The 26143-nt window shown below is 58.3% G+C and carries 28 protein-coding genes; 13 read left to right on the top strand and 15 right to left on the bottom strand.

From position 1 onward, the window contains the following. Positions 1–9: 9 nt before the first annotated feature. From moaB to ACR0BI_RS16070, 4 genes are read right to left on the bottom strand one after another with little or no spacing between them, the layout of a single operon-like run. Positions 10–552, bottom strand: a complete 543-nt coding sequence (moaB, locus tag ACR0BI_RS16085; RefSeq protein WP_170408382.1) for a molybdenum cofactor biosynthesis protein B — start codon at positions 550–552, stop codon at positions 10–12. Positions 553–558: 6 nt separating this feature from the next. Next, positions 559–1179: a LysE family translocator gene (locus tag ACR0BI_RS16080; RefSeq protein WP_170423650.1), complete on the bottom strand. Its 621-nt coding sequence runs from the start codon at positions 1177–1179 to the stop codon at positions 559–561. Beyond that, complete coding sequence (locus ACR0BI_RS16075; RefSeq protein ID WP_170395679.1) at positions 1176–1775, bottom strand: metallophosphoesterase family protein; 600 nt, start codon at positions 1773–1775, stop codon at positions 1176–1178. The genes ACR0BI_RS16080 and ACR0BI_RS16075 overlap by 4 nt, the downstream gene beginning before the upstream one ends. Beyond that, positions 1772–2536, bottom strand: a complete 765-nt coding sequence (locus tag ACR0BI_RS16070; RefSeq protein WP_170423646.1) for a uracil-DNA glycosylase — start codon at positions 2534–2536, stop codon at positions 1772–1774. The genes ACR0BI_RS16075 and ACR0BI_RS16070 overlap by 4 nt, the downstream gene beginning before the upstream one ends. 758 nt (positions 2537–3294) lie before the next feature. Between ACR0BI_RS16070 and ACR0BI_RS16065 the strand changes: the two genes are divergently transcribed. The 8 genes from ACR0BI_RS16065 to ACR0BI_RS16030 all read left to right on the top strand — a co-directional run bounded on the left by ACR0BI_RS16065 (position 3295) and on the right by ACR0BI_RS16030 (position 8711). Then, on the top strand, positions 3295–4230 hold the full coding sequence (locus ACR0BI_RS16065) for an aspartate carbamoyltransferase catalytic subunit (protein WP_170566212.1): 936 nt from the start codon (positions 3295–3297) through the stop codon (positions 4228–4230). Next, a complete protein-coding gene (locus ACR0BI_RS16060) occupies positions 4227–4745 on the top strand; it encodes a hypothetical protein (RefSeq protein WP_170733548.1) in 519 nt (172 codons plus the stop codon). The genes ACR0BI_RS16065 and ACR0BI_RS16060 overlap by 4 nt, the downstream gene beginning before the upstream one ends. Beyond that, positions 4730–5116 carry a hypothetical protein gene (locus tag ACR0BI_RS16055; protein ID WP_170597242.1) on the top strand — a complete coding sequence of 129 codons (387 nt, stop codon included), beginning with the start codon at positions 4730–4732 and terminating at the stop codon, positions 5114–5116. Before ACR0BI_RS16060 ends, ACR0BI_RS16055 begins: the two co-directional genes overlap by 16 nt. Then, on the top strand, positions 5113–6393 hold the full coding sequence (pyrC, locus tag ACR0BI_RS16050) for a dihydroorotase (protein WP_223117517.1): 1281 nt from the start codon (positions 5113–5115) through the stop codon (positions 6391–6393). The genes ACR0BI_RS16055 and pyrC overlap by 4 nt, the downstream gene beginning before the upstream one ends. After that, positions 6393–6998, top strand: a complete 606-nt coding sequence (gene plsY / locus ACR0BI_RS16045) for a glycerol-3-phosphate 1-O-acyltransferase PlsY (protein ID WP_480562791.1) — start codon at positions 6393–6395, stop codon at positions 6996–6998. The genes pyrC and plsY overlap by 1 nt, the downstream gene beginning before the upstream one ends. Continuing rightward, a complete protein-coding gene (locus ACR0BI_RS16040; RefSeq protein ID WP_170664003.1) occupies positions 6995–7270 on the top strand; it encodes a hypothetical protein in 276 nt (91 codons plus the stop codon). Before plsY ends, ACR0BI_RS16040 begins: the two co-directional genes overlap by 4 nt. Before the next feature lie 172 nt (positions 7271–7442). Further along, positions 7443–7916: a YHS domain-containing (seleno)protein gene (locus tag ACR0BI_RS16035; RefSeq protein WP_170395661.1), complete on the top strand. Its 474-nt coding sequence runs from the start codon at positions 7443–7445 to the stop codon at positions 7914–7916. A 261-nt stretch (positions 7917–8177) separates the two neighbouring features. Continuing rightward, on the top strand, positions 8178–8711 hold the full coding sequence (locus ACR0BI_RS16030; RefSeq protein WP_170395659.1) for a porin family protein: 534 nt from the start codon (positions 8178–8180) through the stop codon (positions 8709–8711). 41 nt (positions 8712–8752) lie between these two features. Here ACR0BI_RS16030 and ACR0BI_RS16025 read toward each other — a convergent pair whose 3' ends face one another. Next, entirely contained in the window at positions 8753–9736 is a 984-nt protein-coding gene (locus tag ACR0BI_RS16025; RefSeq protein ID WP_170423639.1) for a quinone oxidoreductase family protein, read from the bottom strand. Between the two features lie 214 nt (positions 9737–9950). On the opposite strand from ACR0BI_RS16025, the gene ACR0BI_RS16020 reads away from it, so the two are divergent. Continuing rightward, positions 9951–10808, top strand: a complete 858-nt coding sequence (locus tag ACR0BI_RS16020; RefSeq protein WP_480562790.1) for a DUF2189 domain-containing protein — start codon at positions 9951–9953, stop codon at positions 10806–10808. Between the two features lie 15 nt (positions 10809–10823). Here ACR0BI_RS16020 and ACR0BI_RS16015 read toward each other — a convergent pair whose 3' ends face one another. Together ACR0BI_RS16015 and ACR0BI_RS16010 are read right to left on the bottom strand one after the other, a co-directional pair. Next, positions 10824–11810 carry an NAD(P)H-quinone oxidoreductase gene (locus ACR0BI_RS16015; protein WP_170736731.1) on the bottom strand — a complete coding sequence of 329 codons (987 nt, stop codon included), beginning with the start codon at positions 11808–11810 and terminating at the stop codon, positions 10824–10826. Between the two features lie 72 nt (positions 11811–11882). After that, the gene (locus tag ACR0BI_RS16010) at positions 11883–12575 is read right to left on the bottom strand and encodes a COQ9 family protein (protein WP_480562789.1); all 693 of its coding nucleotides are present in this window, start codon (positions 12573–12575) and stop codon (positions 11883–11885) included. Between the two features lie 111 nt (positions 12576–12686). Between ACR0BI_RS16010 and rpsU the strand changes: the two genes are divergently transcribed. Together rpsU and ACR0BI_RS16000 are read left to right on the top strand one after the other, a co-directional pair. Beyond that, on the top strand, positions 12687–12893 hold the full coding sequence (rpsU, locus tag ACR0BI_RS16005; protein WP_005614280.1) for a 30S ribosomal protein S21: 207 nt from the start codon (positions 12687–12689) through the stop codon (positions 12891–12893). A 296-nt stretch (positions 12894–13189) separates the two neighbouring features. Then, positions 13190–14425 carry a CAP domain-containing protein gene (locus tag ACR0BI_RS16000; protein ID WP_480562788.1) on the top strand — a complete coding sequence of 412 codons (1236 nt, stop codon included), beginning with the start codon at positions 13190–13192 and terminating at the stop codon, positions 14423–14425. Between the two features lie 51 nt (positions 14426–14476). On the opposite strand, the gene ppk2 is transcribed toward ACR0BI_RS16000, so the two are convergent. Both ppk2 and ACR0BI_RS15990 read right to left on the bottom strand, forming a co-directional pair. After that, positions 14477–15415, bottom strand: a complete 939-nt coding sequence (gene ppk2 / locus ACR0BI_RS15995; RefSeq protein ID WP_170395648.1) for a polyphosphate kinase 2 — start codon at positions 15413–15415, stop codon at positions 14477–14479. Between the two features lie 151 nt (positions 15416–15566). Next, positions 15567–16025: an Lrp/AsnC family transcriptional regulator gene (locus tag ACR0BI_RS15990; protein ID WP_170395646.1), complete on the bottom strand. Its 459-nt coding sequence runs from the start codon at positions 16023–16025 to the stop codon at positions 15567–15569. Positions 16026–16160: 135 nt separating this feature from the next. Between ACR0BI_RS15990 and ald the strand changes: the two genes are divergently transcribed. Beyond that, entirely contained in the window at positions 16161–17276 is a 1116-nt protein-coding gene (gene ald, locus ACR0BI_RS15985; protein ID WP_170647155.1) for an alanine dehydrogenase, read from the top strand. Between the two features lie 188 nt (positions 17277–17464). Here the strand turns inward: ald and ACR0BI_RS15980 are convergent, their stop codons facing one another. Beyond that, positions 17465–18271, bottom strand: a complete 807-nt coding sequence (locus ACR0BI_RS15980) for a mechanosensitive ion channel family protein (protein WP_170423629.1) — start codon at positions 18269–18271, stop codon at positions 17465–17467. Positions 18272–18494: 223 nt separating this feature from the next. On the opposite strand from ACR0BI_RS15980, the gene ACR0BI_RS15975 reads away from it, so the two are divergent. After that, positions 18495–19193: a glutathione S-transferase family protein gene (locus tag ACR0BI_RS15975; RefSeq protein WP_480562787.1), complete on the top strand. Its 699-nt coding sequence runs from the start codon at positions 18495–18497 to the stop codon at positions 19191–19193. A 51-nt stretch (positions 19194–19244) separates the two neighbouring features. Here the strand turns inward: ACR0BI_RS15975 and ACR0BI_RS15970 are convergent, their stop codons facing one another. The 5 genes from ACR0BI_RS15970 to ACR0BI_RS15950 form a co-directional block, all read right to left on the bottom strand. Continuing rightward, positions 19245–19691 (bottom strand): YtoQ family protein, encoded by a 447-nt coding sequence (locus ACR0BI_RS15970; RefSeq protein ID WP_170423625.1) that lies wholly within the window; start codon positions 19689–19691, stop codon positions 19245–19247. Between the two features lie 80 nt (positions 19692–19771). Next, a complete protein-coding gene (pheT, locus tag ACR0BI_RS15965) occupies positions 19772–22168 on the bottom strand; it encodes a phenylalanine--tRNA ligase subunit beta (protein ID WP_480562786.1) in 2397 nt (798 codons plus the stop codon). Between the two features lie 78 nt (positions 22169–22246). After that, positions 22247–23050 carry an alpha/beta hydrolase family protein gene (locus ACR0BI_RS15960; RefSeq protein WP_170818565.1) on the bottom strand — a complete coding sequence of 268 codons (804 nt, stop codon included), beginning with the start codon at positions 23048–23050 and terminating at the stop codon, positions 22247–22249. Between the two features lie 516 nt (positions 23051–23566). Next, positions 23567–24640: a phenylalanine--tRNA ligase subunit alpha gene (gene pheS / locus ACR0BI_RS15955; RefSeq protein WP_010443591.1), complete on the bottom strand. Its 1074-nt coding sequence runs from the start codon at positions 24638–24640 to the stop codon at positions 23567–23569. A 70-nt stretch (positions 24641–24710) separates the two neighbouring features. After that, the gene (locus tag ACR0BI_RS15950) at positions 24711–26081 is read right to left on the bottom strand and encodes a glutamate--cysteine ligase (protein ID WP_480562785.1); all 1371 of its coding nucleotides are present in this window, start codon (positions 26079–26081) and stop codon (positions 24711–24713) included. Positions 26082–26143: the final 62 nt, after the last annotated feature.

Raw genomic sequence — 26143 nt, 5'->3', positions numbered from 1 at the left:
AGAACCAGTCTACTTCCGTCGCAGGTGTTCGTCCAATCTGGGCATTATTTCAACGAAATTACAGGGCCGGTGGCGATAATCGAACTGTTTCTCCAGAATCGCATCCCAAGCGTCTTTGCAGGCACCCGGGCTGCCCGGCAACGCAAACAGATAGGTTCCGCCTGCAACTCCGCCTGTAGCGCGGGACTGCACGGCAGAAGTACCTATCTTTTCCATAGACACGATGGTGAAAACGGTGCCAAACGCTTCGATCTCTTTTTCATAAACGTCCCGGTGCGCCTCGACTGTAACATCGCGACCCGTCAGACCTGTGCCGCCGGTCGAGATCACGACGTCGATTTCAGGATCCGCGATCCAACTGCGCAATTGCTCGGCAATCTGGGCGCGTTCGTCCTGAATGATCTTGCGGTCCGCCACTGAATGTCCAGCCGTTTCGATCCGGTCGACAAGCGTCTGGCCCGAGCGGTCGTCGTCCAGCGAGCGAGTATCCGACACAGTCAGAACCGCAATGCGGACGGGGATGAACTCAATGCTTTCATCAATGCGCGACATATGTCGTCAAGCCCTTTCCATAATGGCAAGCCGGATGGCAAGAGCCGCGAATATCCCGCCCGTGACCCATCCAATGATACGTGAAGCGCGTGGGTTTGAGATCAAAATGCGCCCTGCTCCGCCCGCAAAGATACCGACCACCCCGTTCACCAGAATGCTGCCCAAGGTGATAATTGCACCAAAGGTTAGGAATTGCAGCAGAACCGGGCCGTTTGCTGGGTCCACGAACTGAGGGATAAAGGCCAAAACAAACAGAATGACCTTGGGATTGGTCAGGTTCACCAGCAACCCCTCGCGAAACGCGAAATGAGCAGGCTTGATTGCTGCATCGTCCGACACTGCCCCTTTCCGGATTGCGCCCCATGCAAGAACCAATAGATAAGCAACGCCCATCCACCGGATAACGTCAAACAGCCAAGGCACGGCTGATACCAACGCCCCAAGTCCAAGCCCCGCCAGCAAAACTTGCACCATCAGACCCGTCGAAACACCGAGGCTGGCCATCATCGCTGGGCGTGACCCAGACCGTAACCCTTGCCCGAAACAGAACATCATGTCAGCGCCGGGTGTGAAATTCAGCACCAGTGCGGCTGGGATGAAGGCCATCAATGTCACTGTCTCGATCACGTTGTTACCTCGAACCAATGTGGTTTTGGGCCCAGATTGGCGATCTGAGACCGCCCGAGCATGCCGCGGTATCCCCAACTGTCGTGGATATGACCGCAAAAGACAAAATCGGGCTGGATGCGTTCAACCGCGTCCCGAACTGCGGTCGAGCCGACCGACACATCTTGCGATGTCACATCCCCATATCCTTTTGGCGGAGAGTGCGCGATCAGAACATCCGCAGCCTCGCACCGGTCCAGCAGTTCCGATGCTTCAGCTTCAGTAAGATCGCAGGACCAGTCTCCGAAAGGCGTCACCGGCACGCCGTAGCCCAGCCCGAACAGGCGCAGACCATCCAATGTCATGCCCGTCCCGTGCAGAACATGCGCGCCTTCGGGCGCAGCGGCTGTCAGTTCCTCGGCGCTCTCAGCGTTGCCCGGCACCAGGATCAGCGGCGCTGCAATGCCCGACAGCATCTGCATCGCTTCTTTCAGGCCCCGCCGCGCATTGCAAAAATCCCCCGCTCCGATGACAAGATCAGCCTCGGCGCTGGCGACCACCAGATCAGCGGCCCGGTTGCGCGCCATATGAAGATCGGAAAACGCCAGAACTCTCATCCCGCGCCCCTCAGCCTTGCTTGCAGGTCCAGCAGATCGGCCCAGGCCTGTCGCTTCATCTGCGGTTGACGCAGCAGGTAGGCCGGGTGGAACATCGGGATGACCGGCAGGTTCAGCGCCTGATCCCATTTCCCGCGCAGCCGCGTGATACCGCGTTTGCCCAGCAAGGCCTGACAGCTAATATTGCCCATCACCACCAGCACCTCGGGCTTGGCCAACGCCACATGCCGCTCCAGAAACGGCTTCATCATGCCAATCTCTTCCGGCTTGGGATCGCGATTCTGCGGGGGCCGCCACGGCAACACGTTGGTAATGTAGACATTCTCGCGCCGATCCAGATCAATCGCGGCCAGCATCCGGTCCAGCAATTGCCCAGCGCGCCCGACAAAGGGCTTACCTTCGCGATCCTCATCACGGCCGGGCGCTTCGCCGATGATCATTACCCGTGCGCCGGGGGTGCCATCGGAAAACACCAACTGCCGCGCGCCGCGTTTGAGGTCGCAAAGATCAAACGCCTCCATCGCCGCACGCAACTCGACGAGCGATCCAGCGGTTTTCGCCGCCTGTTTTGCAACAGCTGCGGTATCGACCGGTTCTGGTTTTTTCGCAGGTTCAACCGCAGCTGGTTTCTTAGCCTTGGCCGCTTTGTCCGGCAACGCATAGCGATCCACCGGCGCGTCGCCGATCGCCTCGGTTGCGCCCAGCTCGATCTGCCATTCCAGCAGCGCCCGCGCGGTATGATGGTCCAAGCCCGATTCCATAACCCTCAATCTAACCAGCTTTTGACCGAGGGAAAGCGAATAGACCTTGCCATGGCACAGGGTCGCACCGACCATGGCAGGGTCATGCTGTCATTTCTGCGATTCCTTCTGATTGCTCTATTGCTGGCAACCTCTGGCGGTTCGGCGAGTGCGCAGCTGTTTGATCGGGATACACAATGCCGCGCCGGACAGTTGCAATGCGGGCGCGGTTGTTGCCCCGCAGGCCAGCGCTGCAGCTTTGATGGCCGCTGTATCCCGCCGGGACACACCTATTGTGGAGGTGGGCGCACCTGCGGCCCGTTCGAGCGCTGCGTGGCAGGAGGAACCCGTTGCGCCCCTGCTGGGGCGAATAAGTGCACCTCGCGCTTGGATTGCCCCGGTGGTAGCTTCTGCAACGGACGCGGTGAATGCGAGCGCAGCAGACCGGATTTGGTCCCCGCTCCATCCACAACCTGCGCCGATGGCAGGAGTTGCGGAGCCGGTTCATCCTGCTTGCCGGGCGGCGGATGTTCGCGCCCCGGCTGGTTTCTGTGTGAAGAAACCGGTTCGCAATGCCGACCCGGCTTTAAATGCTCGGCTTATCAGGGCTGTGTTCCGATCAAGGCCATTGATTGTGGCTATGGCAAGTGGTGCAAACCAGGGGAACAATGCCTGCCCGAAGGCGGATGTGAGAAACTAACCGAAGGGTCGGAACCTTAGGTTGCCTTGGCCTGCATGGCTTCCTATAAGCGGTCCGATTGTCAGACAGGAGCCCGCCCATGCGTTTCGCCCATCGTCACCTTCTTGGCATCGAGCATCTGTCGCAATCCGATATCACCGCTATCCTTGATCTGGCCGAAACCTATGTCGATCTGAACCGGCAATCGGCTAAGCATTCCGATGTGCTGTCGGGCCTGACTCAAATCAACATGTTCTTTGAAAACTCGACCCGTACGCAGGCGAGTTTCGAAATTGCGGGCAAGCGATTGGGCGCGGATGTGATGAACATGGCGATGCAGGCCAGTTCGATCAAAAAGGGCGAGACGCTGATTGATACAGCAATGACGCTGAACGCAATGCATCCCGATCTGCTGGTGGTGCGGCATCCTCATTCCGGCGCCGTGGACCTGCTGGCGCAGAAGGTAAACTGCGCCGTGCTGAACGCAGGTGACGGGCGGCATGAGCACCCGACGCAAGCCCTGCTGGACGCGCTGACCATCCGCCGTGCCAAAGGCCGCCTACACCGGCTGAACATCGCGATTTGCGGAGACGTGGCGCATTCGCGCGTGGCGCGATCGAACCTGATCCTGCTGGGCAAGATGGAAAACCGCATCCGTCTGATCGGCCCGCCGACGCTGGTGCCGTCGCAATTCGCGGAATTCGGGGCCGAGATCTATGATGATATAAATGAGGGTCTGAAAGACGTCGACGTTGTGATGATGCTGCGCCTTCAGAAGGAACGGATGGACGGCGGCTTTATCCCCTCGGAACGCGAATATTATCACCGCTACGGTCTGAACGCTGAAAAGCTGGCGCTGGCCAAGCCAGACGCCATCGTGATGCACCCCGGTCCAATGAACCGCGGGGTCGAGATCGACGGCACTCTGGCCGATGACATCAACCGGTCCGTCATTCAGGAACAGGTCGAGATGGGCGTTGCCGTCCGCATGGCCGCCATGGACCTGCTGGCGCGCAACGTGCGAGAAGCCGCATGAACGATCTGGCCATCGCCCCCCATGAGCGCGGCGTGATCCGCCTGTTCTCGCTGGACATGCGCCCGGAAGAGGCGAAATTCCTGCGCGAACCGGGTGCTGTTGATCAGGTGTTGGGTGTCGAGGGGCTGGACCCCGAACAGATCGACATTTTTCCGGTATCCGACCTCGAAGATCTCGGGCTTTATGGCTATCTCAGCGAAGGCTGCGGTGTCTCGGAAGACCAGTTGGACCGCACGAAATTGGAGGCCATCGAAGGCTGGGTGATGGTCCTGCGCAGTGCGGCGCTGGGTGGTCGATCTGCAACCCTTTCCCTCGATCCCCGCCTGCATCTGATTGGCCTGTTCACCGAAGAGGCTACCAACTGGTCCGGCGGCACGATTGAGACCGAAAGCGCAAAACCGTTCTCGGCCCCGCAAAGCCCGCCAGTGGATAATAAACCAAGCCGCATCGGTTCAGCCGTCATTGCCATACTGATTCTGATCGCCGTCGGAGGTGCCTTGTGGCTGATCCTGTAACATTCACGCCAGACAAGGGCGCTTATATCCGCACCAACGCATGGCTCGCCGCGTTTGCAATGGCGGCCGCGATGGTCTTGCTTTGGTTGATAGGCAACCCTTACGTCTGGACCGGCGCGCCCGCAGGGTTGGCCGCCATCACCATCCGCGCTTGGTATTTGGCTTCGGAAGAACTGGTCGCCAAGTGGGAAATGACGGGCACCACTCTCACCGGTCCTGGTCCGCGTAAGGTGGCGCTGAACCAAATTCAGGCGGTCAATACCATTGGCAGCTTTGTCCAGATCGTCACAAAAGGCGGCGACAAGCACCTGATCAAATATCAGGCGGACCCCGCCGCCACCAAAGCTGCAATCGAAAGGGCCATGGCATGAGCAATCTGATTTTTACTAACGCTCGCCTGATCGACCCCGAAGCTGGCACAGATAGCATCGGCTGGCTGCAGATTGCCGATGGTCGGATCGCAGCGCTTGATGAAGGCACGGCCCCAGACGCTGACACGCAGGTGGTCGATTGCGGTGGGCAGTGCCTCGCCCCCGGAATTGTCGACATTGGCGTCAAGGTCTGTGAGCCCGGTGAGCGGCACAAAGAAAGCTATAAATCCGCAGGTCTGGCTGCGGCTGCAGGGGGTGTGACAACCATCGTCACCCGTCCCGATACTCTGCCTGCCGTCGACACACCCGAGACGCTGGAGTTCGCCACCCGCCGCGCGCAAGCGGACGCTCCGGTCAACGTTTTGCCAATGGCCGCCCTGACCAAAGAACGCGAAGGGCGTGAGATGACCGAGATCGGGTTCCTGCAAGATGCGGGAGCTGTGGCCTTCACCGATTGCGATCATGTCATCACCAATACCAAGGTGTTCTCACGCGCGCTGACCTACGCCAAATCCTGTGGCGCGCTTGTGATTGCCCACCCGCAAGAGCCGGGCCTGAGCAGCGGTGCCGCGGCCACCAGCGGTAAATTCGCCGCACTGCGAGGCTTGCCTGCCGTATCGCCTATAGCCGAGCGTATGGGGTTGGACCGCGACATCGCCCTGCTTGAAATGACCGGGGCCGCCTATCACGCCGATCAGATCACCACCGCCCGCGCCCTGCCTGCACTGGAGCGCGCCAAGCGCAACGGGCTGGACATCACAGCAGGCACGTCAATCCACCATCTGACGTTGAACGAATTGGACGTGTCTGATTATCGCACCTTCTTCAAGATCAAGCCCCCGCTGCGATCCGAAGATGACCGGCAAGCGGTGATCGAAGCAGTGCGAACCGGTCTGATAGACACGATCAGTTCCATGCACACGCCGCAGGATGAGGAAAGCAAGCGTCTGCCGTTTGAAGAGGCGGCCTCGGGCGCGGTGGCGCTGGAAACACTGCTGCCTGCTGCGCTTCGGCTATATCATTCCGAACAGCTGGACTTGCCGACCCTGTTCCGCGCCATGGCCCTCAATCCGGCCAAACGGCTGGGGTTGGAGAGCGGTCGCCTGGCCCTAGGCGCGCCTGCCGATCTGGTGCAGTTCGACCCGGATGTTCCCTTTGTTCTGGACCGATTTACGCTGAAATCGAAATCGCAGAACACACCGTTTGACGGTCAGCGGATGCAGGGTAAGGTCACCGCAACCTTTGTCGCTGGACAAGAAGTGTACCGGAGAGCCTGATGCCCCTGATCGACAGCACAATGACTCAGCTCATCCTGTGGGCCGCGTTGGGATACCTGCTAGGCTCCATACCCTTTGGCATGATCGTCGCGCGCGTGATGGGTCTGGGAAATCTGAGGCAAATCGGGTCGGGCAATATCGGCGCAACCAACGTCCTGCGAACCGGCAATAAGGCAGCGGCAGCGCTGACATTGCTGTTTGATGCAGCCAAGGGTGCCGTTGCTGTTCTGCTGGCACGCGCTTTGGCTGGTGAAGATGCCACGCAGATCGCCGCATTGGCCGCGTTCCTCGGGCATTGCTTTCCGGTCTGGCTGGGCTTCAAAGGCGGCAAAGGCGTTGCGACTTTTCTGGGCCTTTGGCTGGCACTTGACTGGCGCGTGGGTGTCGCCTGCTGTTTGACATGGCTGGTCGCGGCGCTGATCTGGCGTATCTCATCCGTTGGTGCGCTGGCCGCCGCCGCCCTATCCACCACCTGGATCATGGTGCTGACAGATGGCAGTACCTTCGTTCTTGGAATTGCTCTGACCTTGCTGCTCTACTGGCGGCACAGCGCCAACCTAGCGCGGATCAAGGCGGGGACAGAACCGAAAATCGGGAAATCGTGACAGCGCCCAGCGCGTTTCTGAAAGCGTTCCATGATCTGCCGGTCGGCACGTTCACCGGTTCCGTTGGGCCGCATCGATATTTGGTATCGCATCAGATCATGGCCTGCGGGAAATCTCACAAACTGGTGGCTCATCAATTGGGCGGGCCGGATTACATCAGTCTGAACCTTTATCTCACACAGAAAAGCGGCGCATTGCTTCGCCCCTGCGAAATGCCTGCGGAAAAGGTGATAGATTTTGTCCTGGCGCTGGTGCCTGACGTGCAGGAATGAACAACCGGTCTTTGTGATTGCACAATCACAATTGATTGCTTTGAACGTGATCGGGCCATTCCCCAACTGGGATTTTGTGACGGCCAATTACAGGCGTCGCGACAATCAAATCCGGTTCGCCCGGGCAAAATTACAGTGCTCTTCAGCGAGCCTATTCACGAAAGGTGAAGTCATGAACACGTTCAAATCCATCATCAGCGGAGTCGCGCTGTCTGTTGCGATCGCAAGCTCAGCAATGGCGGCTGGCGTCGAAATCAACGCAAGCTCGACCGGATTGGCAATGCAGGGCTATGACCCGGTTGCCTATTTCACCGTTGGCGAAGCAACCAAGGGTGATTACAAAATCACCACGCTGCACAACGACGCCCTGTACCGTTTTGCATCGGAAGAGAACAAAGCCGCTTTTGAGGCGAACCCAGAGGCCTATCTGCCTGCTTACGGCGGCTACTGCGCATTTGGCACCGCAATGGGCTTCAAGTTCGATGGTGACCCGAACTACTGGAAAATCGTCGACAACAAGCTGTATCTGAACCTGTCACAAGACATTCAGGAGCGTTGGGAAGGCGACATTCCGGGCTTTGTTGAGAAAGCCAGCGCGAACTGGGAAGACATCGCCGACAAAGACCCGGCTGAACTACAGCAATAATTCGCTGACAAGACCTTTGTGCATCGGCGGCAGATCGTATCTGCCGCCGATCTTCGTTTGAAGGCATCATGTTTCACCCTATCTAGCATATGAGAAAAGAGCCCAACCTGAGTGGGCCCACGCCGGGGCACCGGCCAGAATAAAGTTGTTCGGGACAGTCAAAACATCACTGATCCGGCCTAAGGGCCGGAACGTAGATTCAATCATAACGCTGCCATTAGATTTGATTGGTAGCAGGTTTCGAGCGAAAGGAATGAGACGATGACAGGAAGATTGGCACTGATCACCTCGGTCGCCGTATTGGCTGCGGGATCCGCCATGGCGCAATCCTCAGGCAACTGGACTGGATTCTACGGCGGTGCGCAGTTTGGTTATGCGGACATCGACACAAACGTATCAGGCGTCGACGGCGATGGTGCGATCGGCGGTATCATCCTTGGATATGATTACGATCTGGGCGATTGGGTCGTCGGAGGTGGCTTCGACTATGACTGGAGCGACGTAGACCTTTCCGGCGCTGCCACGGTCGAGAATGTCTGGCGGCTCAAAGCGCGCGCGGGCTACAAGGTGAACCCGCAGGGCCTGCTTTATGGCACCGCCGGTTATGCCGATGCGGATACCGATAATCTGGGCAGTGACGATGGCTGGTTCATCGGCGCAGGCTATGAGCAGATCGTAGCCCCCAATATCAGCGTTGGAGGCGAGATTCTGTATCATGAGTTCGACGACTTCAACTCATCGGGCGTCGATGTTGACGCAACTACAGTTCAACTGCGTGTAGCATATCGGTTTTGATGAGAAAGTAGGGCCCGGCTATTTGCGCCGGGCCCGTGCCGCTAGGGCACCAAGACTGTGCTGCCGGTGGTTTGTCGTGCTTCCAAAGCACGATGCGCATCAGCAACTTGATCCAACGGAAACTCCTGATCGACATGGATCTTGACCTCGCGCCCGTCCACTTTGCCAAACAAGCGTCGCGCCATCGCCTGACAGGTGGCGTGATCCGAGATATGCGTGAACAAGGTTGGCCGCGTCACCTTCAGAGATCCCCGCTGCGCAAGCATTCCCAGATCGACAGGCGGCACTGGCCCCGAAGCGTTTCCGAATGAGATCATCATGCCCAAGGGTTTCAGGCAATCTAGCGATCCCTCAAACGTGTCCGCACCAATGGAGTCCATCACCACATCAACCCCTTTGCCTCCGGTGATCTCGGCGACACGCTCGACAAAATTCTCGGTCCGGTAGTTGATGCAATGTGACGCGCCATTGAATTGCGCCAGGCTGCATTTCTCATCCGTTCCCGCTGTCCCGATCAGTTTGATGCCTTCGGATTTCGCCCATTGGCAGGCGATCAGTCCCACACCTCCGGCAGCCGCGTGGAACAACACGGTATCTCCGCGCCTCAGCGGCGTTGTTCGGTGAAACAAGTATTCGACCGTCATGCCCTTTAGCATCATGGCCGCTGCGGTGCGGAACGAGATACTCTCGGGCAGCGGACAAACCTGTGCTGCAGGCATCACGCGCGCTTCGGAATATGCTCCCGATGGGCCTGCGGCATAGGCCGCGCGTTGGCCGGGGGCAAGATGCGTAACGCCTTCGCCTACCGCCTCAACGACTCCGGCCGCTTCCATTCCCAACGCATGAGGCAACTCCAGCGGATAAAGGCCGGTACGCTGGTACACATCGATGAAATTCAATCCGCAGGCATGATGGCGAATGCGCACCTCACCCGGGCCGGGATCGCCAAGCGGGCGATCCTCAATCCGAAGAACCTCGGGGCCGCCGGATTCGTGTATGACGACTGTGCGTGCTGTCTGCTGCATGAATGCCTCCCTTGCCTGTGGAAACAAAGCTAACACGCCTGTGCGGCAGAGCAATCCTTCCGGCTCTGCAAGGGTGATCGGGCAAAATTTCGCAATATGTGCTATAATGCAACGAGACGTTGTAATTGGGCAGACGTTGCCGGCTGATCCGGTCACGCGAATTGCCACGCCGGATGCATCCCGCGGCGCACCCACGCCAGAAAAGGGGATGAACATGGACAAGACAATCGGTAACCCAATCACCTGGGTCGCCCGAAATCTGCGGGCAACCAGCGATCATGTCACTGAATCCGTGACCGAGATCGGCAGCGCGGATGTTCAGGCTCTGCCGACGGTGCATACGCTGACCCTGCAGGATCTGCGCGAATGCCTGAAAGCTGGATATAACGATTTTCTCGAAACCCGGGCCGATGCGATCTTTGTCGTTCTGATCTATCCAATCGCAGGTCTGCTGATGTTCGGTATTGGGCTCAACAAAGACATGGTGCCCCTGCTGGCCCCGCTTGTCATGGGTTTTGCCCTGATCGGGCCGGTCGCCGCCGTCGGGCTTTATGAGATCAGTCGCAAGAGGGAACAGGGCGGAGACGTTCATTGGCTGGACGCGTTCGGCGTATTCCGTTCGCCTTCCTTCGGAGCCATACTGGCATTGGGCTTCTATCTGGTCATGCTATTGATGATCTGGCTGATGGTCGCGCAAGGCATCTACGCGCAAACCCTAGGGCCAGAACCTCCGGCCTCGGCCATGGCATTCGTGACAGAAGTGTTCACCACCGGAGCAGGCTGGAGCATGATCATCATCGGCACCGCCACCGGTTTCCTGTTTGCACTGGTCGCATTGGCGCTAAGCGTGGTCAGCTTTCCGCTGTTGCTGGATCGCAAAGTGGGCGTTCCCGTGGCCGTCGTAACCTCGGTCCGGGTCTTGCGTCAGAACCCGGGTGTGATCTTAACCTGGGGGGCCATCGTGGCCGCGATGTTGGTACTGGGCGCGATCCCGATGTTGCTGGGGCTGATCGTCGTCATGCCCGTTCTAGGCCACGCCACATGGCACCTGTATCGCCGGGGGGTCGCCTGACTACATGGCAGCAGCTTAACCAGAGACCTTCAGAACGATCTTGCCAATGTGGCCCGATGCTTCCATCCGCGAATGTGCAGCGGCGGCATCAGAAAGATCGAATTCTGAATCCATCACCGGTGCGACCTTCCCGGCCTCAAGCAATGGCCACACGGCTTCACGCAAGTCCTGCGCGATGCGCGCCTTGGCCAAATCGCTTTGTGGGCGCAAGGTGCTGCCAGTCAGGGTGAGGCGTTTCACCATCATCAGCGCAAAGTTCTGTTCGACCACCGGACCTTGCAGGAAAGCGATCTGAACCAGCCGCCCGTCTTCCGCCAAAGCCTTGATGTTGCGCGGGATATAATCACCACCGACCATGTCCAGAATCAGGTTCGCCCCGCCCTCGGCGCGCATCGCAGCCACGAAATCTTCGTCGCGATAGTTGATCGCCTTTTCGGCACCTAGCTTGATACAAGCCTCACATTTCTCAGCCGACCCGGCGGTTGCAAAGACGCGGGCGCCAAACGCATTGGCCAGCTGAATAGCCGTCGTGCCGATCCCGCTGGAACCGCCATGGACCAGAAACCGCTCCCCCGGCTTCAAGCCGCCACGGGTGAAGACATTGGACCAAACAGTAAAGAAGGTTTCGGGCAGGCAGGCAGCTTCCTTCAAACCCATACCCGCAGGCACAGGCAGGCAATGAGCGGCGGGCGTTGCGACATATTCAGCATAACCGCCGCCGGGCAACAGGGCGCAAACCTGATCGCCAACAACCAGACCTTCGACACCCGAGCCGATGGCGACGACCTCGCCCGAGGCCTCTAGCCCCGGCAAATCGCTTGCACCGGGAGGTGGATCATACGCCCCTGCCCGCTGCAGCGCATCAGGACGGTTCACCCCGGCGTACGCGACTTTCAGAACCACTTGACCCTCTGCCGGTTCCGGCATCGGGCGTTCCGTCAGTTGCAGAACGTCCGGGCCACCAGCTTCAGTGATCTCGACAGCGCGCATTGTCTGGGTCATGGGCATATCTCCTTTGCCCAATGCCTAGCAGGCGAAAACGCAGAGGCCCAGCGGCAAGTGGAAACGCTGCGACTATTTTCCCGATGACAGCGAACCGGGCAGGTTGTCGGGCAACTTCGTCGGAGCCTTCACCTGACCCGCAAGCCAGTTGGGGACGGCCAGAAACGGTTTCAGCAGCGGGTTGCCATTCACCTGCGCCTTGAACTTTTCAAACTGCATTACGCCCTCGATCCGCCGATCCAGGAATTCCCATGTCGCCTGATAATCCGGGCTGTCATCACCCAGCCAATACAACAGTGTCGAAGAATAGACGCCCGACAGAGTGGCACGTTTGGTGTACCAGTTCACGTCGTCCGAAGTATCGCCAAGCGCTGTCCAGATCTGGTCACAGGTGCCCCAGACCGCCTTGGCCCCATCCGCGGCATGGATCGGCAACGCGAACAAAGTCATACCTCGGCGCACTGCTTCTTTGTCTTCGACCGCCTGCAGGCGGAAACGGACGGCGGCGGCGATCTTTTCACGGAATTTCAGCCCGCTCAGGTCTTCGGATTTCAACCGCTCCAACATCGCGGCATCCCCGCGCGCATGAAAGGACAGTGCCAGATCGACGGCACCACGCGGACAGATCGCTCGGGCCAGCGCGGGCTCCAGATCGCAATCGCTGATGGCCGCACGAAAGCTTGTTTCCGACCAGCCGTCGAACGGCACATGGTTCAGAATCGCATCGAGAAGCTGCTCTTTGGTGTCTTCATAGGTTGCTGTCATGTCGGGTCTCCGAGGCTGCGGGTCCAGTACTAGACAAGTTAGGCGTGCTTTGCTATATGGCCACTTCCTGCAAATCCTTGCAACTCTATCTAGAAAGGTGGTGACAACCACATGCAGGTTAGTGTTCGCGACAATAACGTCGATCAGGCGCTTCGTGCCCTGAAGAAAAAGCTGCAGCGCGAAGGCGTGTTCCGTGAAATGAAGCTGAAGCAACATTTCGAGAAACCGTCCGAGAAAAAAGCGCGCGAGAAAGCTGAAGCGATCCGCCGTGCCCGTAAACTGGCACGTAAGAAAGCACAGCGCGAAGGTTTGCTCTAAGAGCTTCCTGCGACTCGTCCAGCTTTGGATGACACTATTTGACGACCCCCGAGGCCCTGCCCGGGGGTTTGTCGTTTTTAGGGCGGATGATCCCGCCAAATCCCGGCTTTACCCTCGCGGCAACCTGCCGATTTTGATGCAATCGCCGCAGTCGGCATTTTACAGCGCAGCGAATCGCCGTTCGGTTGCATTCCGCCGCCGAAAAACGCCCATCGCCGTACCCGCCCTATTCAGCGTTCTTTGATCGTCTGTAAGTGAGGCCGTCCACTCAGACATAACCAAAAACGGAGGCACTGATGTCGACAGCAAGTACGGTCGAGCGCGAAATGCTCGCGCTGATCAACCAAGAGCGCACATCCCGCGGTCTTGATCCCCTGGAACTTGAACGCAACCTGAACGAATCTTCCGAGGACCACAGCAGCTGGATGCTGGACACCGACCGGTTCAGCCACACCGGTCAGGGTGGTTCATCCGCGACCCAACGGATGCAAGCCGCAGGGTTCGACCTGTCCGGGAGCTGGCGCACCGGAGAAAACATCGCCTGGCAATCCGAGCGTGGCGCACCCGGTATCAGCGATGATGTCGCCCAGTTGCACCAGAACCTGATGAATAGCCCCGGTCACCGCGCCAACATTCTGAACCCCGATTTCAAATATATCGGCATCGGGATCGAAGAAGGCGACATGCAGGGGTACGACGCTGTCATGGTGACGCAGAACTTTGCGGCGACTCAGGGCGATGTCGATCTTGATAACGGCGGCACCACCCCGCCGGTGACGCCTCCGGTTGAAGAAGTTGTTGAGCCAGAAGAGGAAGAGGTTACCACCCCGACTGAACCAGAAGTGCCGGAAACCGATGTGACCGAGACTGAGGAACCAGTTGACGAAACACCGGTAGCGGAAGTTCCCGATGCCGGAGAACCGGCAGAGGAGACCCCGGAGAAAGACGTCACCGAAACCGAAGAACCATCGGACGAAACACCCGACACCGATGTGACGGAAACCGAGCAACCGGCAGACGAAACGCCAGAAACTGAGGTTACCGAGACCGAGGACCCGGTTGAGGAGACTCCGGAAACAGACGTGACCGAAACTGAAGAGCCGGAAACGCCTGATACCGATGTGACTGAAGTTGAAGACCCGGAACCCGATGTGCCGGATACTGACGTCGTCGAGGTCGAGGAACCCGAAACTCCGGAGACCGACGTCACCGAGGTCGAAGAACCCGAGCCAGAAACACCTGAAGTTGTCGTTGACAATGCTGCACCGGGCGCGGACTGCTTTGACGTTCAGGCCTTCCTTGCCGGGATCGAAGCGTTTGTTAACGCGCTGCAAGCCCAATTTGACCAGTTCGAATGGTCTCCGGTGCAGCAGGCTGACACGACCCCGGAGATGGATGATTTCGATCTGGTGTTCGACACCGATTTCGCTGACGACATGATCGAAACCGTCGAAGCCACAGTCGAAGACATGAATGACGACATGTGCGGCGTGTTTGTTTTCGAAACGAACTGCGGATTTGATTGGGGTTAATCAAACCGTTCAGGTGCGGGGATCCTTTTCCCGCACCACTTTCCTGCCAAATCAATATATCTTAGGCACGTGTAACTCATCCGGCAAAATGCGCCGTTCGTATTCGGGGTTATAGCGCCGATCCGGCAGATTGACCTTTTCCTGCGGCACATCCTCATAGGGGATCTTGGTCAGCAGGTGCTCGATACAATTGAGCCGTTCGCGTTTCTTGTCGTTGCCTTCAACGATATACCAAGGCGCCTCAGATATGTTGGTGCGAAAGAACATATCCTCTTTGGCCTTGGTGTATGCCTCCCACCGGATGCGGGATTCCAGATCCATCGGTGACAGTTTCCACTGCTTCATCGGATCGTGAATACGCATCAGGAATCGCAATTGCTGTTCTTCGTCTGTAATCGAGAACCAGTATTTCAGCAGGATAATCCCCGACCGCACCAGCATCCGTTCGAATTCGGGAACGTCCTGAAAGAACTGTTCGACCTGATCCTCGTTGGCAAATCCCATCACGCGTTCAACACCAGCGCGGTTGTACCAGGACCGATCGAAGAACACGATCTCACCGGCCGCAGGCAAATGGGGCACGTAGCGCTGAAAATACCACTGGCTTTGTTCGCGTCGGCTGGGTGCAGGCAAGGCGACCACACGCGCTACACGAGGGTTCAAGCGCTGCGTGATCCGCTTGATCACGCCCCCTTTCCCGGCACTGTCGCGCCCTTCAAATAGAATACAGACCTTGGCCCCTGTATGGACCACCCAATCCTGAACTTTGATAAGTTCAGCCTGCAGCCGCAAAAGGTTACGAAAATAGACCTTGCGATCCAGCATGTCAGGATGCTGGTCCTTGTAAATCTTGCGCACTTCCATCGAAAGCATGGGTTCGCTGAATTCGATCTCGAAATCTTCGTCCAGCGTGTCTTCCAGTTCAGCTTCCAGCCAATCTTTCGGCGTGCTGTTGTTTTCGTAAGCCAAGGTCTGCTCCTTATCGTTCATCGGGTTCGGACCGTACACGGCCAGTGTAACCACGGAGTGTCAGCGCAAAGTGCCGAGGTCGTACATAAGGTCGGAAACATGGATTTTGGCCCGACCGCACGACAGATACAAGCGGCAGAATTGACGCAAGGCTAACCCCCAATAGTTGGTTTCAGACAGGCAAAGCCGTGGTTTTGAACACCGTGCGCAAAGCAAATGAGCTTTGCATCTGCGCCACCCCAGGCAAGCGCGACAGGTATTGCCGATGAATGCGAGCAAAATCCTCGGTATTTTCTGCGACGACCTTTAGAATGTAGTCCGCCGTGCCCGCCATCAAATGGCATTCCAGCACATCCGGAATCCGTGCTACGGCTTTTTCGAACGCCTCCAGCACTTCTTCCGCCTGACCCTGCAACGTGATCTCGACAAACACAGTGGTTGGAACGTTCAACTTCCGTGCATCCAACAGGGCGACGTAGTCCTTGATATAACCCTCGGCCTCAAGTCGCTGCACGCGCCGGTGGCAGGCCGAAGGGGATAGATTCGCCTGTTCGGACAATTCCGAATTTGACATCCGCCCTTTGCGCTGCAGGGCAGCCAGAATCTTCCTATCTGTTGCGTCAATCGTCATTTGCGCACATCCATTGCGTCAAGTTGTCTATATGCTGAATATTTTCTCGCAGATTGTGTGTTTGGCAAGTGGGGTTTCACAAAAATTGCGCCAATATATGCCCATAATTTAGGCAGTTTATGAATGGAGTCTCACATGAAAATCGGCTGCCCCAAGGAAATCAAACCTCAGGAATTCCGCGTCGGGATGACCCCGAACGCTGCTGGCGAAGCTGTGGCCCGCGGTCACGAAGTCATTATCGAAACCGGTGCCGGGATGGGCTCGGGCTTTGATAACGACGCTTATGTAGCGGCAGGTGCCCGCATCGTCGACACTGCAGAAGAAGTGTTCGCCACGGCTGATATGATCGTCAAGGTCAAGGAACCTCAGGCGGTCGAGCGTAAAATGCTGCGCGAAGGTCAGTTGCTGTTCACCTATCTGCACCTGGCACCCGATCCAGACCAGACCCACGATCTGCTGGAATCCGGCTGCACCGCGATTGCCTATGAGACCGTGACTGACTCCAATGGCGGCCTGCCGCTGCTGGCGCCGATGTCCGAGGTTGCTGGCCGCTTGGCTCCGCAAGTTGGGTCCTGGACTCTGCAAAAGGCCAACGGTGGCCGCGGCGTTCTGATGGGTGGTGTACCGGGTGTAGGCCCTGCCAAAGTGATCGTCATCGGCGGAGGCGTCGTAGGCACCCACGCAGCGAAGATTGCCGCAGGCATGGGCGCGGATGTGACCGTACTGGACCGTTCGCTGCCGCGTCTCCGCTATCTGGACGATGTGTTCGGCGGAACCTTCAAGAACCAGTATTCAACCGCTGGTGCGACAGCCGAGCTGATCCAGGATGCCGACCTGGTCATCGGTGCGGTCCTGATCCCGGGCGCAGCTGCTCCCAAACTGATCTCGCGCGAACAGCTGTCGACCATGAAGCCCGGCGCGGCTCTGGTAGACGTTGCGATCGATCAGGGCGGCTGTTTTGAAACCTCGAAAGCCACCACCCACGCCGATCCGGTTTACGAAGTTGACGGCATCATGCACTACTGCGTCGCCAACATGCCCGGTGCGGTTGCCCGGACTTCGACCATCGCACTGGGCAACGCAACCATGCCGTTCATGTTGTCGCTGGCAAGCAAGGGCTGGAAGCAGGCCTGTAAGGACGACGCACACCTGCTGGCAGGTTTGAACGTCCACGCCGGCAAGCTGACTTACGAAGCGGTGGGCACCGCCCTCAACATCGCCTCTGTCGATCCAACAACTCTGTTGAACTAAGAGCGCTCCCGCCTCTGAAAGCGTCCTTTTCCAAAGGACGCTTTACAGACTTGGGCCCAGCGCCGCGCCAATAGCGCGGCGCTGTTTTTTTCTGGACCAAGGTTCGCGCAAAAAAGCACCGCGCCTTAGCGCGGTGCCCGGCCCAACCAGAGGATGGCATTTCAATGCCCGATCGACGGGCGGGAGGCTTACGCCTCTTTGTGAATCTCCACAGAATGCGGATACGGGATGGATACGCCTTTGGCGTCAAACGCTTCTTTGATCGCTTTGGTAAGTTCAAACTTCACATCCCAATAGTCAGCCGCGGCACACCACAGGCGCGCGGTCAGATCAACCGAACTATCCCCAAGATTTGTCACCCGCACCCAGGGCTCAGGATCAGCCATGATACGATCGTCAGCTTTGGCCACATCCAGGATGATGTTCATAGCCTCATCCGCGCTATCGCCGTAGTCGATGCCAAACACCAGATCGACCCGGCGGGTGTCATGGGCGGAATAGTTGGTGATCACCGAACCCCAAGCCTGACCGTTTGGCACGATGATCTGCACGTTGTCCGGCGTCACCAGCTCGGTCGTGAACAGGTTCAGGTCTTTCACAGTACCCGCTGTGCCACCAATATCGACATATTGGCCCAGCTTATAGGGCCGGAACACCACCAGCATCACGCCCGCGGCCAGATCGCTGAGTGTTCCCTGCAGCGCCAAACCGATGGCCAGGGATGCGGCACCCAGTATGGCCACGATGCTGGTCGCCTCGATTCCGAAAATGCCCAGAACGGCGACAAAGACAATCGCCAGCAGCACCCATTTCACGAGGCTCGCAACGAAATTCCCCAAAGTCGGGTCGATATGTGGCGTGGCGTTGATCCGCCGCCGCACCAGACCGCTAATGGCTCCGGCAACGATCCAACCCAATACCAGAACGATCAACGCTTTGATCGCGCTCATGATCAGCGGACCAAATGCGCCCACCTGTGTTACGACATCTTCCACACGCTTCTCCTTTGCGCCAACAGCAAACCCGCGCCTTTTGGCGCGGGATCGCTGAAAAGTCTGGGCTAATTTTGCGCGCAGGTCTAGGTGCAGGATTTCCGAGTTTTCCCCCCTGCTGTTCCCCAGCAAACATCGACTGACCGATCACGCACAGAATTGGACCTTACAAAAGCGCCACAAATTACCAGATTGACTGCAACACGCGCGATAAAAGGAGCCCATCATGCTGGACACAATCCAATTCCCGATCATGAATAAATGGTCCCCACAGTTCCCCGAGCGGATTCAGCTTTATTCCTTCCCCACACCCAACGGGGTAAAGGCGTCGATCATGCTGGAAGAAACCGGCCTGCCTTATGAGGCACATCGTGTCACACTGGCCGATGCAGATGTCAAAAGCCCGGAGTTTCTTTCGCTGAACCCGAACAACAAGATCCCGGCGATCATTGATCCCAACGGGCCCGACGATGCTCCGTTGGCTTTGTTCGAAAGCGGTGCAATCCTTCTGTACCTCGCTGAAAAGAGCGGTAAGCTGCTGGGTCAGAACAAAGGCGACAAGCACCGGGTCACCCAATGGGTTATGTTCCAGATGGGCGGTATCGGACCAATGTTTGGCCAGCTTGGGTATTTCCACAAATTCGCAGGGGCTGAAATCGAAGACCCTCGCCCGCGCGAACGCTACGTGTCCGAGGCCAAACGCCTGCTGAACGTTCTCGACCGGCAACTGGACGGCGAAGACTGGATCGCCGGAGAATTCTCGATCGCCGATATCGCAATCGCGCCGTGGCTGCGCGGTTTAGATTATTACAGCGTCAAGGATGTCATAGGCTGGGAAAGCTATGGCAACGTTACGCGCTATCTGGATAGGTTCCTGGATCGACCCGCAGTGCAAAGAGGACTGAACATCCCCTCACGGGATTGATACACAAGGCCTGTGCGGCGGGATCCAAATCCGCCGCCACGGGCCATCGGGTTACCCAGGCAGCGCGCCTGTTAGAACGTAGCGCAAGATCTCAACAACTTGCGCGGGTTCTTCAGCGACGGCGAGTGCTGCTGCATCTACTTCTTTCAGCGCGTGCTGATGATCAGCCCCGTGCAGAACAATGATCGACTTGCCCAGTGCTGCCGCATAGCCCGCGTCAAATGCCGCGTTCCACTGCTTGTATTTGTCCCCAAAGCGTACAACCACAACATCCGCGTCTGATATGCCCTTGCGGGTCCGGATCGCGTTGACCATGGCACCCTTGTGATCGTGCCAGTACTTGTTCGGCTCGGCCCCCAAGATCGTGACACCGCAATCGTCCGAAGCACCGTGATCGGTGACCGGGCTACTGAACTCAACATCCAACCCATCGGCGCCCGCAATGATCTGCTCGCGCCAATCCGTGTGAATCTCACCGGACAAATAGACCTTCAGCATTTTTCTCTCCTCCCGTGAAAAAGGGGCGCAATGGCCCCTTTATCATTTCAAAAATACTCCCGCCGGAGGCGAAAACCAACTCATCCCCGCAAGACGCCGCCAGTGGCTTTCATCACTTTTTCGACAATCTTGGTGCTGACCGCCTCGATATCCTTTTCCTTCAGGGTCGCGTCCGACGGCTGGAGCCTTACGGTAATGGCCAGAGACTTCTTGCCCTCGCCGACGCTACCGCCAATGAATTCGTCAAAGACGCGCACGTCCTCGATCAGAGCCTTATCAGCACCTGCAGCCGCATTGACCAACGTCAGAGCTTCGATATCCGCATTTACAACAAAGGCGAAATCGCGCTCGACCGCCTGCAAGTCGCGCAATTCCAAGGCAGAACGGGTCGCACCGGATTTACGTGGCATCGGCACCTGATCCGGCCAAATGGTGAACGCCATCGCCGGGCCCTTGATGTCCATCGCCTGCAACACGCGCGGATGCAATTCGCCAAAGACGCCCAGTACCTTTTTCGGACCCAGACAGATTTTTCCATGTCGGCCCGGGTGCCACCAGGCATCGCCGTCGCGCAAAACCTGTACCTTGGCAGGCGCGCCAATAGCGGCCAGCACCGCCTCAGCGTCGGCCTTCGCGTCGAACAAGTCCACCGGGCGGGACGCACCGTGCACATCCTTGGGGCCGTTGCGCCCAACCAACAGGCCGGTGATCTGCGTCTGCTGATCCCCCGGCTCACCATCATGGAACACCGGCCCGACCTCGAACAAGGCCAGATCGGCATAACCCCGCGCCTGATTGCGCGCCGCCGCTTGCAGCAGACCAGGCAGCAGATCAGGGCGCATATGGCTCATCTCGGACGAGATCGGGTTTTCCAACATGGTTGCTGCGTCACCGCCGCCGAACAGCGCCGCCGAGGCCTGATCGATGAAGGTGTAAGACACACATTCATTATACCCCAGCGCTGCACAGGTCCGGCGCGCCATCGACTGGCGACGCTGCGTGGCTGTCATGACCGGTTTGGGGATACCCGCCGTCGTACGCGGCAGCGGAATACCCTGCAACTTGGTCAGAGAAGCGATCCGCGCAACCTCTTCCACCAGATCGGCCTCCCCCATGATATCGGGTCGCCAGCTGGGCACATGCGCCATCTCGCCATCCAGACGAAAGCCCAAACGGGTCAGTGTCTGCCGCTGCTCGCTTTCCGGAATCTCCATCCCGACCAAGGACTGCACGCGCGCCGCGTCCAGTTTGTAGGCCCGCGCGTGGTTCGGCGCTTTGCCCGCCTCGACCACATTCGAGGCTTCACCGCCGCAGATATCCAAGATCATCTGCGTCGCATGCTCCAACCCTTCGCGCGTGTATTCCGGGTCGACGCCGCGCTCGAATCGATACCGCGCGTCCGAGTTTATCTTCAGCGCCCGACCTGTGAGGGCGATCTGTACATGATCCCAGAACGCGCTTTCAAGGAAGACGTTCACAGTCTCCTCGGTACAACCGGTTTCCTCACCGCCCATGATACCCGCGATAGATTCCGGGCCTTTGTCGTCCGAAATCACCATCATGCCAGGCTGAAGGGAGTATTCTTTTTCATCAAGCGCGACCAGCTTTTCACCACCCTTGGCGCGATGCACCCGCAAATTGCCCTGCACCTTGTCCGCGTCGAACACGTGCAGCGGACGGTTGTGGTCGAAGGTCATATAATTGGTGATATCCACCAGAGCCGAGATCGGACGCAGACCAATCGCTTTCAGTTGATCCTGCAGCCACTGAGGGCTCGGGCCGTTCTTTACGCCACGGATCAGACGCCCGGTGAAATGCGGCGCGCCGTCCAGCGTATCCTCGTCGATCGACACTTTGATCGGGCTTTCGAAATCACCCGGCACCGGAGTGTAATCGCGCACTTTCAGCGTGCCCAACCCCCGCGCGGCCAAATCACGCGCAATACCCGCAACACCCAGCGCATCCGGGCGGTTCGGCGTGATCGCGATCTCGATCATCGGATCAACCTTTGACGGATCGTTCTCTGCCAACCAATCGACAAACTTGTCGCCGACCTCACCCGAGGGCAGCTCGATAATCCCGTCATGTTCATCCGACAGCTCAAGCTCGCGCTCGGATGCCATCATGCCATAGCTCTCGACGCCACGGATCTTGCCGACGCTGATGGTGATATCCAGGCCGGGAATATACATACCCGGTTTACAAACCACCACGGTGATGCCTTCGCGCGCATTGGGCGCGCCACAAATGATCTGCAGATCGCCCTCGTCGGTTTCAACCGTGCAAACGCGCAGCTTATCGGCGTCCGGGTGCTTCTCGGCATGTTTCACATGGCCCAGCGTAAAGCCCGCCAGACGGTCCGCCGGGTTGACGATCTCTTCGACCTCAAGCCCGAGATCGGTCAGTGCTTCGGCGATCTCATCAACCGACGCATCCGTATCGAGGTGGTCTTTCAGCCAGGACAGAGTGAATTTCATTGCAGCGGGCCTTTTTCGGCAAACATTCAGTCGGCACAGGCAATGGCAAAGATTGCGCCAAGGTGCAAGCGCTGCGGCTCACGGATAGGTGGGGGTGCGACCCAAAAGCTCGTCCAGCTGCCAGCCGATCCAGCCGTGGGGAATAAAGTGCCCGCCGGGATGGGTGTCCAGTGTCACCTGCCCTTGCGCGCAATCGGTCCACTCCAATCGGCTGAGCGTCAGGAAGGGCTTCACACTCCAATCTCCACGAGGGGTCGCGCCGTTGCAGTTGAACTTCGCCTTCCACAGAGCCACTGGATAGGTCGCGTCACCGTCCGGCCCAAAGGGAAAATCCATCACCGTATCGTCCAGCCCGTGCACATGACGCACCTCGCGTGGGGCTTCCGGGCAGTCCTCGGTCTGGCGGATTGATCCCGCAACGGCCAGCAGCGCGGCGATGTCATTTCCCGACTGGCAGACAAAGCGCCACGCCATCGCGCCGCCGTAGGAATAACCCGAGACATAGATGCGTTCAGGATCAATGGGATAGTGTTTGGCCACATCCTCCAACACCCGATCAGCGAACGGCACGTCTGCGGTATCGGCGGTCCAGAAGTTCCAGCTTTTGCGCAGCCCGTTCGGAGCCACCAACAACACATCGCGCAGCTTCGTCGCCCCGGCGATGCGTTCATGGTTCACCACCACATCGCCCTGCCGCGCCCAGCCGTGGAAATGCAACAGCACTGGCAGAGGCGTTTCGCCATCCCAACCATCAGGTTCCAGCACATGGTAAGAACGGTCGCCGATCTCACAGGCGGAATCGCCGTGGCAGTCAGATTTCCACGGCCCCATCGCAAAGGCGGGAGTCGCGGTCAGCAGAAGAAAAAACATTCGATAGATCATAAGCCGGAGCCTAGCGACGTCTGCCGCACTGTCACATAACATATTGGTGTAGGGTGGGGTTTCACCCCACCAACCGCCTCACGGTGGGGTGAAACCCCACCCTACAACGGATCAAATTACAAAGCCGCGCTATCGGCCTTTGCCCCGCGCAATACCTAAGCGCTTGTGCTAAATTGCGCTGAAAAGACGCTCGCACAAAGAGTAATAGCTATTTTGATTTCTCTTTAGCGTATTGATCAATGAACTTTTTTGCCATCGCTTGTCGGTCTTCCGCCTCTTTCCTTCGATCTGTCCTTTCTGAAAGAGTGTTCATCGCTGCCCAAAAAAACCCGGGACAGCAATAACCACTAATAGAGGCCAAATCCAAAGGACAGCAGACTCCAATAACTTCACCGTTAGAGCCTGTATGCATATCGTGGTTAAGAGGATACCTATCAACCAAAGAAAAGGAGCATTCGCCACACGGCGATGCCACCAGTCAATGTAGCGCGAAAGATATACGCCCAGCGGATACACTTACCGCGACAAACCACCATGCAGGTTCGGCATATCCAGCGCCGCAAACCCGTAGTGCCTAAGCCACCGCAGATCGCTATCAAAGAATGCCCGCAAATCCGGAATGCCGTATTTCAGCATCGCAAGACGGTCGATGCCGATGCCAAATGCAAAGCCCTGATAGACCTCGGGGTCGATCCCACCGGCGGCGATCACCTTGGGGTGGACCATGCCGGAACCCAGAATCTCCATCCAGTCGTCGCCCTCGCCGATCTTCAGCTGGCCGTTATCCCAGGAACAGCGGATATCGACCTCGGCCGACGGCTCGGTGAAGGGGAAGTGCGAGGCGCGGAAGCGCAGCTCGACGTCGTCGACCTCGAAGAACGCTTTCACGAACTCTTCCAGAACCCATTTCAGGTTCGCCATCGAGATGTCCTTGTCGATGGCAAGCCCTTCGACCTGATGGAACATCGGCGTGTGAGTCTGGTCATAGTCGGCGCGGTAGACACCGCCCGGACAGATCACGCGGATCGGCGCGCCCTGCAGTTCCATCGAGCGGATCTGGACCGGCGAGGTATGGGTGCGCAGCACATGCGGCGGGCGATTGTCGCCCTCGGCGCGGTGCATGTAGAACGTGTCCATCTCGGCGCGCGCGGGGTGGTGGCCGGGGATGTTCAGAGCGTCAAAGTTGTGCCAGTCGGTTTCGATCCGCGGCCCTTCGGCCACCGAGAAACCCAGTTCGGCAAAGATCGCGGTCAGTTCCTCGGTCGCCTGGCTGACCGGGTGGATCGAGCCCTGACGACGTGCCCGGGTCGGTAGTGTAACGTCGAGCCACTCGGTGCGCAGACGCTCATCCAGCGCGGCGTCGGCAAGCGCGGCCTTTTTGGCAGAAAGCGCCGAGTTGATCTCATCCTTCAGGGCGTTCAGCGCGGGGCCTGCGACCTGACGTTCCTCGGGGGTCATCTTGCCCAGCTCGCGCATCTTCAGCGCGACCTCGCCTTTTTTGCCGACGGCGGCGACGCGGATCGCCTCAAGCGCGTTTTCATCGCCAGCTTCGGCGATTTGGCCCAGATATTTTGCCTTAAGATCGTCCATGACGCCCTCTGAATTTGGTCGCCAACCTGCTATCGGCCCCGTCCCACGAATGCAAGCGGGACGGAGGGGATCAATAGCTGTATTCGGGATAAATCCGGGTCAGATCGCCATTCCAGTCGCCATTGTAGTGATCCAGCAACTCATCTGCGGGCACCTTGCCCGTATCGATGCTGTCCTTGAGCGCGTTCAAGAAATGCGTCTCGTCCTGCACCAGACCACCCGCACCGGGGCGCGCGCGGGATGCAAGTCCGGCCTCTGCGATCGAGACCACTTCGCGCGCCAAATCATGCATATTGATGTTGCCAACCTGCGCTTGCAGACCATCCTTGGCAGCCTCGACCCGCAGCGCTTCGCGCGTCTCGGCATCCCAGCCTTTGACCAGATCCCAAGCGGAATCCAGCGCGGTTTGGTCATAGGTCAGACCAACCCAGAATGCAGGCAGCGCACAGAGCCTGCGCCATGGGCCACCATCGGCGCCGCGCATCTCCATGAATTTCTTGATCCGCGCTTCGGGAAATGCCGTGGTCAGGTGATCGGCCCAATCGGACAGAGTCGGCGTCTCACCGGGCAGTGCAGGCAGTTTGCCCTGCAGGAAGTCGCGGAACGACATGCCCAGCGCGTTGATATACTGGCCGTCGCGATAGACGAAATACATCGGTACATCGAGCGCATATTGTACATAGCGTTCGAACCCGAAGCCTTCTTCGAACACAAAGGGCAGCATGCCCGTCCGTGCATCGTCCAGATGCCGCCAGATATAACTGCGCCAGCTTTTCTGGCCGTTCACCTTGCCCTCGAAAAACGGAGAGTTCGCAAACAGCGCCGTCGCGACCGGCTGAAGGGCCAGCGCGACGCGCAGCTTCTGCACCATGTCGGCCTCGGACCCGAAGTCGATATTGACCTGAACCGTGCAGGTGCGCCGCATCATGGCACGGCCCATGGTGCCGACTTTCTCCATATAATCGTTCATCAGCCGGTAACGGCCTTTGGGCATCAACGGCATCTCTTCATGGGTCCAGATCGGGGCTGCGCCCAGACCAATAAAGCCTACACCGATCTCATCGGCGATATCTTTCACTTCACGCAGGTGAGTGTTCACCTCATCACACGTTTCATGAATTGTCTCGAGCGGAGCGCCGGACAGTTCCAACGCACCGCCTGGTTCCAGGCTGACGTTCGCGCCGTCCTTCTCAAGCCCGATTAAATGTCCAGCTTCACGCACTTCAGCCCAGCCATGGCGGTCTCGCAGACCTTCCAGCACGGCCACAATCGACCGTTTGCCTTCAAACGGCAGAGGTTTCAGAGTGTCTTTGCAATAGCCGAACTTCTCATGCTCGGTTCCGATGCGCCAATCTTCCTTGGGCTTGCAGCCCAATTCCAGATATTCGGCCAGTTGCTCATGGCGTTCGATCGGTCCGCCGCCGGACTGGGGGATGGACATGTGACCCGTGCTCCGATCCTGATGTGTCTATCTTGGCGGTCAGTCCTGAGCGCAAACCGCGC

This window comes from Ruegeria sp. E5 (assembly GCF_056534105.1).
This window is presented reverse-complemented; position numbering and strand designations above follow the sequence as displayed.